We start from the raw sequence: 13,448 nt of genomic DNA on the forward strand, positions 1-13,448 counted from the left end.
GCGCGGGGCGCGGGCCCGCAAACGGGCGGGGTCAGAAGGCCGGGCGTTCGGGGTCCAGGTGGGCGTGGCCCGTCGTCGGGGACGAGGCCTCGGCGAAGTGGCGCCGAGGAATCCGCCCCGCCCGGTGCGCCAGCCGCCCCGCCTCGACCGCGTGCCGCATCGCCGAGGCCATCAGTACCGGCTCCTGCGCGCGGGTCACCGCCGACGCCAGCATCACCGCGGCGCACCCGAGCTCCATCGCGAGGGCCGCGTCCGAGGCCGTTCCCGCGCCGGCGTCGAGGATCACGGGGACCCCGGCCCGTTCCGTGATCAGCTGGAAGTTGTGCGGGTTGCGGATGCCGAGCCCGGAGCCGATGGGGGAGCCGAGGGGCATGATCGCCGCGCAGCCCACGTCCTCCAGCTTCCGGGCGAGGACGGGGTCGTCGTTGGTGTAGGGGAGGACGGTGAAACCGTCGTCGACCAGGGTCTCGGCCGCGGCCAGGAGCTCCTCGCCGTCCGGCAGGAGGGTCCGCTCGTCGGCGACGACCTCCAGCTTGACCCAGTCGGTGCCGAGCGCCTCCCGGGCCAGGCGGGCGGTGAGGACGGCCTCGCCCGCCGTGTAGCACCCCGCCGTGTTCGGCAGGACCTGGATGGAGAGGCGTTCCAGGACGGAGAGGACCGAGCCCTGGACGGTCGGGTCCAGGCGCCGCATGGCGACCGTCGTCAGCTCCGTACCGCTGGCGACGAGGGAGCGTTCCAGGACGTCGAGGCTGGGGGCGCCGCCGGTGCCCATGATGAGGCGGGAGGAGAACTCCGTACCGCCGAGGGTGAACACGTCGTCGGACATCCCGCTCAGCCTCCCTGCACCGCGGTGAGGACCTCCACCCGGTCGCCCTCGCCGAGCAGCGTCGTGGACCACTCGCCGCGGGGCACGACCGTCTCGTTGAGCGCCGCCGCGACCCCGGAGCGGGCCGAGGTCAGGGTCGCCACGAGGGCGTCGAGGGAGAGGGGGCCGGAGAGCTCGCGCGCCTCTCCGTTCACGGACACGTTCATGCGGGCTGCTCCTGACGTACAGGGGAGAAACGGCGGGGGGTGAAGGGGCGCGCCTCGTCGGGGAGGGTGCCCGTGGTGAGCGCCTCCGCCATGACGTCGCCGGTGACGGGGGTGAGCAGCACCCCGTTGCGGTAGTGGCCGGTGGCCAGGTGCAGGCCGGGCAGGGCGGTGGGGCCGAGCAGCGGCGCGTTGTCGGGGGAGCCGGGGCGGAGGCCCGCCAGGGTCTCGGTGAGCGGCAGCTCGGTGATCCCGGGGACGAGCTCGTGGGCGTCGCGCAGCAGCTCGTACACCCCGCCCGCCGTCACCGTCGTGTCCCAGCCCAGCTCCTCGCTGGTGGCGCCGACGACGAGCTCGCCGTTCTCGCGGGGCACCAGGTAGACGTGGCTGCCGCGGACGACGGCCCGGACGGTGCGGGAGAGGAAGGGGGCGTACGGGGCGGGGACCCGCAGCCGGAGGACCTGGCCCTTCACGGGGCGGACCCGGGGCAGCACCTCCTCCGGCACGCCCGCGAGCCGTCCGCTGAGGCTGCCCGCGGCGAGCACGACCTGGTCGGCCGTCAGCTCCTCGCCGTCGGCGAGGACGATCCCGTGCGCCCGGTCGCGCACGACCGTCAGGCGCTCCGCGAGGACGCGGTGGAAGACGACCCCGGCCCGTTCGCAGGCGCGCAGCAGCGCGGCGGCCAGCCGGCGGGGGTCGACCTGGTGGTCGCCGTCGACCCGCAGCCCGCCGCGGACGCCGGGGGCCAGCATCGGTTCGAGGCGGCGGCAGTCGCGCCCGCTGAGCCACTCCGAGACGAGCCCGCAGCGGGTCTGCAGGGCGTGCAGTTCCCGCAGATGGGCCCGGTCGTCGGCGTCGAGGGCGACGGCGAGGGTGCCGCAGGCGCGGTAGCCGACGTCGTGCCCGGCGGCCTCCTCGAGCTCGGCGACGAACGCGGGATAGCGCGCGGCGGAGGCGAGGTTGAGCCCGAGGAGGGTCTCCTCGCCGTAGTGGAGTTCGGTGACGGCGGCGAGCATGCCGGCCGCGACCCGTGCGGCCCCGCCGCCCGGGTCCGGGTCGACGACGGCGGTGCGCAGTCCGCGCTGCGCGGCCCGCCAGGCCGTGACCAGGCCGATGATGCCGCCCCCGACCACGAGGACATCGGAAGAACGCATGGGCGTCCAGCCCCTCCCTTCGCCGGCATGACCCGGATCAGGTTCGTACGGTCGGAGGCCGTCCCAGCCTCCCTCTCAGCCCGGTGCGTCCGGGCTCCCGCGAGTGCTTTACGCCCGCCAGACTAGCCCGCGTCGATACCCGGCCACAGACCCCTCCCTTCCTGACGGTCCGTCAGATGCGTAAGGTGGGCGGGTGAGCGAGCAGAAGCAGGCCCAGCAGCACGTCGTGATCGTCGGCGCCGGAATGGCGGGCGTCCAGACCGCCGTCGCCCTGCGCGAGCAGGGCTTCGCCGGCCCCGTGACCCTCATCGGGGCCGAGCCCCACCAGCCCTACGACCGGCCACCGCTCTCCAAGGCGATCCTCCTCGGCAAGGCGGAGGACTCCGCCTTCGAGGTCGACTTCGAGGAGCTCCGCATCGAGCTGCGCCTCGGCCTGGACGTCACCGGTCTGCGCGCAGCCGACCACGAGATCGACACCGAGGCCGGGCCCGTCGCGTACGACACCCTGGTCCTCGCCACCGGAGCCCACCCCGTCACCCTGCCCGGCGCCGAGGGCGTCCCCGGGGTCCATCTGCTGCGCACCCTCGACGACGCCGTGCGCCTCGGGCCCGTCCTGGAGCGCCGCCACTCCGTCGTGGTCGTCGGCGCCGGCTGGATCGGCGCCGAGTTCGCCACCGCCGCGCGCGAGGCCGGCTGCGCCGTCACCGTCGTCGAGGCCGCCGACCGCCCCCTCGCCGGAGCCCTGCCCGCCGAGGTCGCCGCCCCCATGGCCGAGTGGTACGGGGCGAACGGCGCCGAACTCCTCACCCACGCGCGCGTGCACACCGTCGAGCCCGGCCGGGTCGTCCTCGCCGACGGCCGCGAACTGGCCGCCGACGCGGTCGTCGTCGGCATCGGCGCCCGCCCCGCCACGGGCTGGCTCGGCGGCTCCGGCATCGCCCTCGACCCGAGCGGCGCCGTCACCGCCGACGACCGGCTGCGCACCTCCCTGCCCGACGTGTACGCCGTCGGCGACTGCGCCTCCTTCCCCTCCGCCCGCTACGGCGAGCGTCTCCTCGTCCACCACTGGGACAACGCGCTCCAGGGCCCCCGCGCGGTCGCCGCGGCGATCACCGGCGCCGGCGACGCGCCGTACGACCCGGTGCCGTACTTCTGGTCCGAGCAGTTCGGCCGCTTCGTCCAGTACGCGGGACACCACGCGGACGCCGACGAGCTGCTGTGGCGCGGCGACCCGGCCGACGAGACCTGGTCCGTGCTCTGGCTGCGCGCCGGGGTGCCGGTGGCGCTCCTCGCGGTCGGCCGCCCCCGCGACCTGGCCCAGGGCCGCAAGCTCATCGAGGCCGCCGTCCCCGTCGACCCGGCGCGCGCCGCGGACCCGTCCGTCCCCCTGAAGGCGGCAGTCCGGTAGGGCCCGACTACCGGCTGTCAGTCCGGGATGGCAGGCTTGTCCTGTGACCGAGATTGACGTAAAGATCGATGCGCTCGTCCCCGCCTGGCTCTACGTGCCCGACATCGCGGAGATGCTGGACGTGGACGTGGTGCGCGTGCGGCAGCTGATCAAGGAAGGCCAGCTCATCGCCGTGCGCCGCGGCGAGAACAACGCCCTGCAGATCCCCGCCGCCTTCATCCAGGGCGACAAGATCGTCAAGGGTCTCGTCGGGCTGCTGACCGTCCTGCGGGACGACGGCTTCACCAACGAGGAGATGCTGGAGTGGCTCTTCACTCCGGACGAGAGCCTGCCGGGCACGCCCGCCCAGGCGCTCAACGAGAACCGCGGCACGGAGGTGAAGCGCCGCGCCCAGGCGCTCGCGATCTGACGCCCGCACGCTGACGCACGGACGCACCGAAGACACCACCCGCGGGTGTCGCGGCGCCCCGCCCTCCACGGGCCGGGCGCCGCGGCACCGGCGCACGAACGGGGGGAACCCACCCATGCCCACGCCTCGTGAGCGGCTCACCGACGCCCGGCTCTACCTGTGCACCGACGCCCGGAAGCGCCAGGGCGACCTGCCGGCCTTCCTCGACGCCGTGCTCTCCTCCGGCGTGGACATCGTGCAGCTCCGCGACAAGGGCATGGAGGCCGGCGAGGAGCTGGAGCACCTCGCCGTCTTCGCCGAGGCCGCCCGCCGGCACGGCAGGCTCCTCGCGGTGAACGACCGGGCCGACGTCGCCCACGCGATCGGCTCCGACGTCCTCCACCTCGGCCAGGGCGACCTGCCCGTGCCCGCCGCCCGCGCGATCCTCGGCGACGAGGTGCTGATCGGCCGTTCCTGCCACGCCGAGACCGAGGTGGCCGCGGCCGCCGCCGAACCGGGCGTGGACTACTTCTGCACCGGTCCCTGCTGGCCCACTCCCACCAAGCCCGGACGGTACGCACCAGGGCTCGGCCTCGTGCGGTACGCGGCGGGCCTGGCCCAGGACCGGCCCTGGTTCGCCATCGGCGGCATCGACGAGACCAACCTCGACGAGGTCCTGGACGCGGGCGCCCGCCGGATCGTCGTCGTCCGGGCCATCACCGAGGCCGACGATCCGGTTGCCGCGACGGCCGCCCTCGCCAAGCGCGTCCGCGAGCGCGCCGAAGCCTGAGAGGCGTGGGCGAGGGGCGTCCGGCACCGCCGGGGGCCCGGCGCGGCGGGGTGCCCGGCGGGCGCCCGAGAGTGTCCGAAAAATTGTCCACTACTCGGACGGCGCCTACGCGGCTCCGCGCGCCGCGTCTAACCTGCCCGTATGGCCCTTGGTACCGCTTCCGTCCGATCGGACCGTGCGCGCACGGTCCGCGAGATCCTCGCTGCCGGTGACACGTCCTACTCCTTCGAGTTCTACGCGCCCCGGACCGAGAAGGGCGAGCAGGTCCTGTGGAACGCCATGCGGAGAGTCGAGGCGGTGGGCCCCAGCTTCGTCTCCGTGACCTACGGCGCCGGCGGCTCCACCCGCGGCGGCACCGTCAAGGCCACCCAGAAGATCGCCTCCGACACCACCCTCACCCCCGTCGCCCACCTCACGGCCGTCGACCACTCGGTCGCCGAACTGCGGAACATTCTCGGCCAATACGCCGACGCGGGCATCCGCAACATGCTGGCCGTCCGCGGTGACCCGCCGGGCGACCCGCTGGGGGAGTGGGTCGAGCACCCGGAGGGCGTGAAGTACGCCGCCGACCTCGTCCGGCTGATCAAGGAGTCGGGAGACTTCTGTGTCGGCGTCGCCGCCTTCCCGGAGATGCACCCCCGCTCGACCGACTGGGACACGGACATCCGGCACTTCGTGGACAAGTGCCGCGCGGGCGCCGACTACGCGATCACCCAGATGTTCTTCGACCCGGAGAACTACCTGCGGCTCCGCGACAGCGTGGCGAAGGCGGGCTGCGAGACCCCGATCATCCCCGAGGTCATGCCCGTCGTGAACGTGAAGACCCTCGACCGGCTGCCCCAGCTGAGCAACGCCGCCTTCCCCGCGGATGTGAAAGAGCGCATCCTCGCCGTCAAGGACGATCCCGCCGCTGTACGCTCCATCGGTATCGAGTTCGCGACGGAGTTCTGCGCGCGTCTGCTCTCCGAGGGTGTCCCCGGACTGCACTTCATCACGCTCAACAGCTCCACCGCGACGCTCGAGATCTACGAGAATCTCGGACTGCACCAGCAGTCGTGACCGGTCGTACCCGCCCCGACCCGCGGCGGTGACCGTGGAGAGGGGCGGCGGGGCATGGGGTGGACGGTCCTCTACATCGCGTTCGGCGTGGTCGCGCTGTGGCTGCTGGGGGAGGTGCTCCTCCAGTACAAGGCGCGGCTGCGCTGGCGCCTGCTCGCCTTCGGCGGCTTCCTCCTGGTGGTCCTGGGCGTCCTGCTGCCCTCGGTCCTCGTGATCGTCGCCGGAGCGGTCGCCTTCGCCGTCGGCCAGACCTATGTGACGCTCTCCTTCCGCCGCGGCTTCTCCACCGGCTGGGCGATCGGCGGCAGCCCCGGCGCCAGCCGCCGCCGCAAGGCCGCCCCGCAGGCCGAGGCCGGACCCACCCTGGAGGTCACCGAGCTCTCGTACGACACGGTGGACGGCGCGTACGGCACGGAGGACGGGCCCGGTCACGACGGGCACCCGGAGACGGCCGCCGAGACGACCGCGGTCTACGAGCCGGAGCCGATGCCCGACGACACCGGCCAGTACGGGATCTACGACACCACCGGCCAGCACACCGACGCCGGGTACGGGACGGGGTACGACCCCTACGCGTCCGCGTACCAGCAGCCCGGGTACGAGCAGAGCTCCTACGAGCAGCCCGCCTACCAGCAGCAGCCGGCCTACGACTACGGCGCCGCCGCCGGGCAGCAGCAGTACGCCGCGTACTCCGACCCGTACATCGGCCCCGGCACCGACGGCCAGCAGTACGGCTCCTACTACGGCGACCCTTACGCCCCCTCGTACGCCTACGACACCCCGCCCGGCGGCGTCTGGGTCCCGCAGCAGCGCGACACCGAGCCGGCCCCGCAGCAGCCGCAGGCCCCGTACGGCTACGAGCAGCAGCCGCACCCCGACGACCAGCAGCAGTACCGCTACTAGGGCCGGTACCTCCGCGGCTCCTACTGGGAGCCGCGGAAGTCCGCGCCCTCCACGATGAGTCCGGCGACCAGCGCGCCCGACATGCCCGCGTGGGCGAGCCCGCCGCCCGGGTGCGACCAGCCGCCCGCGAAGTACAGGCCCGGCAGCGGGGAGCGGTTGGCGGCCGGCAGGAGCAGACCGCGCGCCCCGGCGAGCGCCGGCCCCGGCACCTCGGCGGCGCCCGTCTCCCGCAGGACGTCCTCCGGGGTGCGGACCTGCCGCCACAGCAGCCGCTCCGCGAGCCCCGGGACCGCCCGGCCGGCCGCCTCGGCCATCCGGTCGGCGAAGGGCTCCCAGTCCTGCCCGGGGGAGGTGCGCACGGTCGCCGTGACCGTCACCGACTCGTGGTCCCCGTCCGGGCGCAGCGCCGGGTCGTCCGGCCGCAGCACGGTCACGGTCGGCCGCCCGCCCTCCGCGTGCACGACCGTCCGGTGGACCGCGTCCGCCTCCCGGGGGCCGCGCAGGGCCAGACAGACCGTCACCCGGCCGGTCCCGGTCACCTGGTGGTGCGGCCAGTCGTCGCCGTGCTCCCACTCGACGACGTGGTCGCGGTAGAGCGAGGGCACCGGGGCCCCGGACACCACGTGGTCGGCCTCGACGGTCTCGCCGCCGGCCAGCCGGACGCCGGCCGCCCGGCCGTCCTTCTCCAGGACGTCCTCGACCGGCGTGTCGAACACGAACTCCACCCGCCGCTTCCGGCACCGCTCGTACACCGCGTCGGCGAGCGCCCGCAGGCCCCCGCCCACGTACCAGCTGCCGAAGGTCTGCTCCATGTACGGCAGGACGGCGGCCGAGGCCGGGGCGGTCGCCGGGTCGAAGCCGTACGACCACGCGTACGCGTCGAGGAGGGCCGCGAGCCGGGGGTCGCGCAGCTCCCGCGTCCCGACCTGGGCGAGCGTCGTCGTCGGGCGGCGCAGCAGGCCCGCCTTCAGGGCCGGGTACGGCTCGCGGGCCAGCGGCGCCGGGTCGGCCGGCTGCGGCTCCTCCAGGAGCGGGCGCCGGGTCCGGTCCCAGGCCTCGCGGGCCCTCGTCAGGAAGTCGCCCCAGCGTTCGCCGGCCCCCGCGCCGAGTGCCGCGTCCAGGGCGGCGACCGTGCCGGCCCGGGAGGCGTTCGGCAGGTCGACGCGGGTGCCGTCGGCGAAGACGTGACGGGCCGCCGGGTCGACCTGCGTCAGCGAGACGCACTCCTCGAGCGGCTCCTTGCCGGTCTTCACGAACAGGTCCCGGTAGACGGCGGGCAGGTGCAGCAGCCCCGGACCGGTGTCGAAGGCGAAGCCGTCGCGCGCGAAGCGTCCGACCGCGCCGCCGTACGTCGACGTCTTCTCGTACACCGTCACCGTGTGTCCGGCGACCGCCAGCCGGGCCGCCGCCGCCATGGCGCCGAGTCCCGCGCCGATCACCACAATCCGTGCCATGCGGGCGAGCCTATCCGGCGCCCCCGGCACGGGCCGAAGCCCGGGGCGGGGGGTCAGAAGTGGTCGGATCCGTCGTCCGGAGGGGCCTGCGCCCGTGGACGCGTCCCCAGGGCCGCGAGCCGTTTCTCCTCCCGGCGCTGGGACCAGCGCCGCCAGCCGCGGCGGATCTGCTTGGCCAGGAAGACCAGTATCGCCAGACCCGCCACGAGCAGGACGGCCGCGATGGTCGCCGCCGCCACCGGATGGAAGACCGCGAAGGTGACGATCGCCGCCACTCCGAGATCCTCCGCCAGGCTCAGTCCGATGTTCGAGAACGGCTCCGGCGAGGTGTTGACCGCCATCCTCGTCCCGGCCTTGACGAAGTGACTGAGCAAGGCCGTCGAACCGCCGACCGCGGCCGCCGCCAGCTCCGGCAGCGAACCGTTCTGCCCGGCGAGCAGGGCGCCGACCACGGCCCCCGCGATCGGCCGGATCACCGTGTGGACGGAGTCCCATATCGAGTCGACGTACGGAATCTTGTCCGCCACCGCCTCGCACAGGAACAGCACGCCCGCCGCGACGAGGACATCGGTGCGCTGCAGCGACTCGGGCACCTCGTCGGTCAGCCCGGTCGCGCCGAAGACGCCGAACAGCAGGACCACCGCGTACGCGTTGATCCCGCTCGCCCAGCCGCTGGTGAACACCAGGGGGAGTACGGACACGCCCGCGATCGTAACCAGGACTGAGTATCCGTACCTAGGGGTCGAGATGAGTAGGTGCGCGGATGGGGCGGGACGCGCCCGGAGGAGAGAGTGGAGCCCACGGAAGGGGCGCGGCTCCGGTACCGCCGGCACGGGGCTGCGGAACGGGGCCGCGCACCTGCCGGCACGGGGGTGCGAGGAAAGACGCCGGTGCGGCGAGGCTCGGGGGGATCGAGCCTCGCCGCACCGGCGTCTCGCGTGTCCGTGTCCGTGTCAGCGGCCGCCGACGCGGCCGTGCAGCAGGCGGGAGAGCGCCGCGTGCACGTCGTCGAGCGAGCGCTCGCTCTGGAAGGCCTGCCAGTCGAGGGCCGCGACGAGCACCATCCCGACCAGCGCCGCCGCCGTCAGCTGGACGTCGATCTCCTCGCTCAGCTCACCGGCCGCGACCGCCTCGCGCAGCACCCCCTCGACCACCGCGACGGCCTCCTGGCGCACCACCAGGAGCGTGGAGTTCCAGGCCCGGTTGGTGCGCCAGAGCTCGGCGACGTACAGCTGGGTGAAGGCCGGGTAGCGGTCGATGAAGACGAGGCCCGCCCGGATCATCGCGTCCAGCGCGTCGACCCGGCTCCCGCCGCGCTCGGCGGTCTCCTCGGCCGCCGAGCGCAGGGAGGCGGTGAGCAGCGACACCCCGTGGCGCAGCAGCTCCTCGAAGAGCTCGGTCTTGCTCTTGAAGTTGTAGTAGACCGTGCCCTTGGCCACGCCGGCCCGCTCGGCGATCTCGTCCACCGTCGTCGCGGAGAAGCCCTGCTCCGCGATGAGGGTGACGGCCGCCTCGTAGAGCTTCGTGCGTGTGGCCTGGCGTCGGGTGCTGCTGCTGTCCATGGCGTCGATTCTCACAGGTTCAGAGCGACAGTTCGGGGTGGAGCCGGTCGAGCGTCCACACCTGCTTCTTGCGCGCCGAGACGGCGGTCAGGGCCAGGGCGCCGACGGTGAAGGCCGCGAGGACCGCGCAGGCCTGCCAGACCGGTCCGGTCCCGCCGCCCGTGATCAGCCGGCGCAGCGCCTCGACCACGTAGCTCATCGGCAGGTAGGGGTGCACGGCGTTGAAGAAGGCCGGGCTGGTCTGGACGGGATACGTGCCGCCCGCCGAGGTCAGCTGGAGCATCAGGAACGCGAGCACCAGGATCCGGCCCGCCGCGCCGAAGCGGGCGTTCAGCCACTGGATGATCGCGGCGAAGCAGCAGGTGACCAGGGCGAGGAAGCCGACCGTGCCGGCGGCCCGGGCCATCTGGAGGCCGAGGCCCCAGTGCAGGACCGACATCAGGGCCCCGACCTGGAGGATGCCGATCGCCGCCACCGGCAGCCAGCCCGCCAGCGCGATCCGCCAGGCGGAACCGCCCGCGGCGAGGGCGCGGCGGTTGAGCGGCTGGATGATCATGTACGCGACCATCGCGCCGACCCAGAGGGAGAGCGGGATGAAGTACGGGGCGAATCCGGTGCCGTAGTTCGGCGCCTTGTGCAGGGACTGGGAGGCCAGCTTCACCGGGTCGGCCATGACCTCCGTACGCCGGTCGCGGTCCCCCTCGTCGTAGTCGGGGATCTGGTCGACCCCGTCCTTGAGGCCGGTGGCGAGGGTGCCGGAGCCGTCGGCCAGCTTGAACAGGCCGCCGTCCAGGTCGCCCGCGCCCTTCTTGAGCTTGCCGACACCGGTGTCGAGGCTGACCGAACCGGCCTTCGCCTCGGTGATGCCGGTGTGCAGCCGGTCCGCGCCCGCCGCGACCTTCTTGGCGCCCGCGTTGAGCTCGTTGATCTTCCGGATGGCGCCCTCGACGTCCTCGTCGAGGTGCGGGGCGCGGGCGGCCAGCTCGTCGGCCTGCTTCACGAGCTTGGCCAGGCGGGCGTCCAGGGTCTTCAGGTCGTCGGTCTGGCCCTTGGTGAGCTCGTGCACGTCGTCGGCGATCGTGGCCACGTCGCCGGCGGTCACCGACGCCTTCTTGAGCTTCTCGCAGATCTTCGGGTCGAGCGGCGGGACGGTGGCGGGGGCCTCCACGCAGACCTCGCGGTGGATCCGGCCGAGGTCCTCGTCGGCCTTGTGGGCGGCGCTGCGGACCAGCGGCGCGCGCTTCACCAGGTCGTCCAGGTTGTGGCGGGCGGCCGTGGCCGAGTCGGAGACGAGCCGGGCGGTGTCGCGGATGGACTTGCCGTTGTTCGCCAGGTACGGCCGGACCTTGTCCGCGGTGCCGTTCACCTTGTCGGCCAGGGCCTGCGTGCCGTTCGCGACCTTGCGGGAGCCGCCCTCCAGGTCCTTGGCGCCTTTGTCGAGCTTCTTCAGGCCGGCGGCCAGGTCGCCGCTGCCCGCCTTGGCGTCCGTGAGGCCCTCCGACAGGCTCTTGGAGCCCTTCTTCGCCTTGTCCACGCCCTGCTTGAGGTCGGCCGCGCCCTTGGCGGCCTTCGCGGTGGCGTCGTGGATGTCGGAGAAGGAGATGAAGATCTTGTCGAGGAAGGTGCGCGAGGACTTCGTGGAGGCCGCGGTGCGCACCTCGGAGAAGACCGTGCGGGAGATCTGGCCGACGATGTAGTTGTTGGCGTCGTTCGTCCGCACCTGGAGCGCGCCGGTCTCGGGGGAGTCGCCGGAGCTGGAGGCGATGCGGGTGCTGAAGTCGCCGGGCATGGTCAGGGACAGGTAGTACGTCCCGTCCTCCACGCCCGCGCGTGCCTCGGCGTCGCTCACCCGGTGCCACTCGAAGGTCTCGCTCTCCAGGAGCCCCTCGGTGATGTCGGCGCCGGCGTTGATCTTCTTGCCGCCGGTGGTGGCACCCCGGTCCTCGTTGACGAGGGCGACGGGGATCTTGTCGAGCCTGCTGTACGGATCCCAGAACGAGTACAGGTACAGGGCGCCGTACAGCAGGGGCAGCAGCAGGATCGCGACGAGCGCGGCGCGCGGCAGCTTTCCCCTGCCGAAGCGCTTCAGCTCAAGCGCGGCCAGTTTCGGCGAGCGCATCGGCCGCCCCCTCCTCGGTCGTGGCGTCGGTGGTGTCCCCGGTCGCCGTCTCCCCGACGGCGGGCCGGTCGGCGGCGGTGCCGCCGGGTGCGGTGTCCTCGGCGGCCGCTTCCCGGGCGCCGGTGTCCTCGGCGGCCGTTTCCCCGGCGCCGGGGTCTGCGGCGGGGCTCCCGCCGGAGAGCGTCGTGATGCGCAGGGCGTCCTCGGGGGCCTCGCTGCAGACGGCGAGGACCGTCGTCCCGGACGCGGCCAGCGAGCGCAGCAGCGCCCAGGCCTCGGCGCGGTCGGCGTCCGAGAGCTTCATGTCCGTGTCGTCCAGGGCGAGCAGCCGCGGGCGGCCGATCAGGGCGAGGGCGATCGAGAGCCGCAGCGCCTCCAGGCGCTCCAGGTCCCGTACGGAGGTCCGCTCGCCCTTCGGCAGGGCGTCGAGGTCCAGACCCGCGGCCCGTACGGCCTCGTCGATCCGGGTCCTGGCCGTCGCGGCCCGCTCGGCGGGGCGCCGCAGCAGCGCCCGTACGGAACCGTCGTAGCGGCGCTGGAGCAGGGCCCGCTCGCGCAGGTGCTCGGCGACGGTGAAGGCGGGGTCGAGCTCACTGACGCCCGGGACCTGGCCGAGCGCGCTGATCCGGCGCACGGCGGCCATCCTGCGGGGCAGGGGGAGGCCGCCGACCTCGGCGTGCCCCTCCTTGGTCCGCATCCGGCCGGTGAGCGCCAGCAGCAGACAGGTGCGCCCGGAGCCCGAAGGGCCCTCGATCGCCACCAGCGTGCCGGGCTCGGCGCGGAAGGAGACCTCCCGGAAGGCCCAGCCGCGCGGTCCCTTCAGTCCGAAGCCGTCCGCGACGACGGCGGCGCCGTGCGGCTGCTCCTCGGTTTCCGTGCCCACGGACTCACCCCCCATTCCCCTTTTTGAACTGACCAGTCAGTGCAAAAGTTACCCCCGGGTTGGGTTTCAGGCAAAACCCCAGGTCAGCGCGATTGTCAGTGGGGCGCGGCAGGATGAACACAGACGGCCACAGAGCCGTCACGCGACGACAGGAGGCTCGTCATGGCCGGCCCTTCCGCAGCAGCCACGCCCCGCCGCCGTCCCACCCCCGGGGAGGCGGGACCCGTGTCCGACGTCCACCCCGTCCCGCGCCGCTCCGCGGCCCCGCCCGCCGCCCTCGAACTCCTCGCCAAGTCCCGCGCCGGACTCGCCGAGGCCGCGCTCCTCGACCGTCCCCACGAGCGGTACGCCACCGCGCACCGCGCCGCCCTGCGCGCCGCGGCCGCCGTCCTCGCCGCCCGCGGCAGGCCCGAGACCGGCCCCCGCCGCCGGCAGCGGATACGGAGCGCCTGGGAGCTCCTCGCCGAGCTGGCGCCCGAGCTGACCGAGTGGAGCGCCCTCTTCGCCGCCGGCGCCCCGCGCAGAGCCCGCGCCGAGGCGGGGATCAGCGGCGCGGCCACCCGCCGCGAGGCCGACGACCTGCTCAGGGACGCCGCGCACTTCCTGCGCCTGGTCGAGCGGCTGCTCGCGCTCCAGCCGGTGCGGCCCCGCCGGCCCGGGGACGACGAGCCCCCGGCCGACGAGTCCGGAGGATGATCC

At 73.9% G+C, this 13,448-nt stretch carries 14 protein-coding genes and 1 riboswitch; of the genes, 6 read left to right on the forward strand and 8 right to left on the reverse strand.

Going from position 1 to position 13,448, the window contains the following annotated elements; genetic code table 11:
• Nucleotides 1-31: 31 nt before the first annotated feature.
• From IE237_RS14055 to thiO, 3 genes are all read right to left on the reverse strand, one after another.
• On the reverse strand, nucleotides 32-826 hold the full coding sequence (locus IE237_RS14055) for a thiazole synthase (protein WP_189802239.1): 795 nt from the start codon (nucleotides 824-826) through the stop codon (nucleotides 32-34).
• Between the two features lie 5 nt (nucleotides 827-831).
• Nucleotides 832-1,032, reverse strand: a complete 201-nt coding sequence (thiS, locus tag IE237_RS14060; RefSeq protein ID WP_189802240.1) for a sulfur carrier protein ThiS — start codon at nucleotides 1,030-1,032, stop codon at nucleotides 832-834.
• Nucleotides 1,029-2,183 (reverse strand): glycine oxidase ThiO, encoded by a 1,155-nt coding sequence (thiO, locus tag IE237_RS14065; protein WP_189802241.1) that lies wholly within the window; start codon nucleotides 2,181-2,183, stop codon nucleotides 1,029-1,031. Before thiO ends, thiS begins: the two co-directional genes overlap by 4 nt.
• Nucleotides 2,181-2,294, reverse strand: a riboswitch (TPP riboswitch). Its footprint overlaps the gene before it by 3 nt.
• Before the next feature lie 133 nt (nucleotides 2,295-2,427).
• Between thiO and IE237_RS14070 the strand changes: the two genes are divergently transcribed.
• The 5 genes from IE237_RS14070 (at nucleotide 2,428) to IE237_RS14090 (ending at nucleotide 6,731) form a co-directional block, all read left to right on the forward strand.
• Complete coding sequence (locus tag IE237_RS14070) at nucleotides 2,428-3,591, forward strand: NAD(P)/FAD-dependent oxidoreductase (RefSeq protein ID WP_370468184.1); 1,164 nt, start codon at nucleotides 2,428-2,430, stop codon at nucleotides 3,589-3,591.
• 43 nt (nucleotides 3,592-3,634) lie between these two features.
• Nucleotides 3,635-4,000, forward strand: a complete 366-nt coding sequence (locus tag IE237_RS14075; RefSeq protein ID WP_189802243.1) for an Rv2175c family DNA-binding protein — start codon at nucleotides 3,635-3,637, stop codon at nucleotides 3,998-4,000.
• A gap of 115 nt (nucleotides 4,001-4,115) precedes the next feature.
• Nucleotides 4,116-4,769: a thiamine phosphate synthase gene (thiE, locus tag IE237_RS14080; protein ID WP_189802244.1), complete on the forward strand. Its 654-nt coding sequence runs from the start codon at nucleotides 4,116-4,118 to the stop codon at nucleotides 4,767-4,769.
• A gap of 141 nt (nucleotides 4,770-4,910) precedes the next feature.
• The gene (gene metF / locus IE237_RS14085) at nucleotides 4,911-5,828 is read left to right on the forward strand and encodes a methylenetetrahydrofolate reductase [NAD(P)H] (protein WP_189802245.1); all 918 of its coding nucleotides are present in this window, start codon (nucleotides 4,911-4,913) and stop codon (nucleotides 5,826-5,828) included.
• Nucleotides 5,829-5,882: 54 nt separating this feature from the next.
• Entirely contained in the window at nucleotides 5,883-6,731 is an 849-nt protein-coding gene (locus tag IE237_RS14090) for a chromosomal replication initiator protein DnaA (RefSeq protein WP_189802246.1), read from the forward strand.
• 20 nt (nucleotides 6,732-6,751) lie between these two features.
• Here the strand turns inward: IE237_RS14090 and IE237_RS14095 are convergent, their stop codons facing one another.
• The 5 genes from IE237_RS14095 to IE237_RS14115 form a co-directional block, all read right to left on the reverse strand.
• Nucleotides 6,752-8,185: a phytoene desaturase family protein gene (locus tag IE237_RS14095; protein WP_189802247.1), complete on the reverse strand. Its 1,434-nt coding sequence runs from the start codon at nucleotides 8,183-8,185 to the stop codon at nucleotides 6,752-6,754.
• Nucleotides 8,186-8,238: 53 nt separating this feature from the next.
• Entirely contained in the window at nucleotides 8,239-8,886 is a 648-nt protein-coding gene (locus IE237_RS14100; protein ID WP_189802248.1) for a DUF4126 domain-containing protein, read from the reverse strand.
• Nucleotides 8,887-9,138: 252 nt separating this feature from the next.
• Entirely contained in the window at nucleotides 9,139-9,747 is a 609-nt protein-coding gene (locus IE237_RS14105) for a TetR/AcrR family transcriptional regulator (RefSeq protein ID WP_189802249.1), read from the reverse strand.
• 19 nt (nucleotides 9,748-9,766) lie between these two features.
• Nucleotides 9,767-11,866, reverse strand: a complete 2,100-nt coding sequence (locus IE237_RS14110; protein ID WP_189802250.1) for a YhgE/Pip family protein — start codon at nucleotides 11,864-11,866, stop codon at nucleotides 9,767-9,769.
• The gene (locus tag IE237_RS14115) at nucleotides 11,838-12,749 is read right to left on the reverse strand and encodes an ATP-binding cassette domain-containing protein (RefSeq protein ID WP_229842664.1); all 912 of its coding nucleotides are present in this window, start codon (nucleotides 12,747-12,749) and stop codon (nucleotides 11,838-11,840) included. Before IE237_RS14115 ends, IE237_RS14110 begins: the two co-directional genes overlap by 29 nt.
• A 162-nt stretch (nucleotides 12,750-12,911) precedes the next feature.
• Here IE237_RS14115 and IE237_RS14120 point away from each other — a divergent pair, with 162 nt between their 5' ends.
• Nucleotides 12,912-13,445, forward strand: a complete 534-nt coding sequence (locus IE237_RS14120) for an SAV_6107 family HEPN domain-containing protein (RefSeq protein WP_189802252.1) — start codon at nucleotides 12,912-12,914, stop codon at nucleotides 13,443-13,445.
• Nucleotides 13,446-13,448 lie beyond the last annotated feature (3 nt).

The organism is Streptomyces tanashiensis, assembly GCF_014648895.1.
Lineage (GTDB): Bacteria > Actinomycetota > Actinomycetes > Streptomycetales > Streptomycetaceae > Streptomyces > Streptomyces tanashiensis.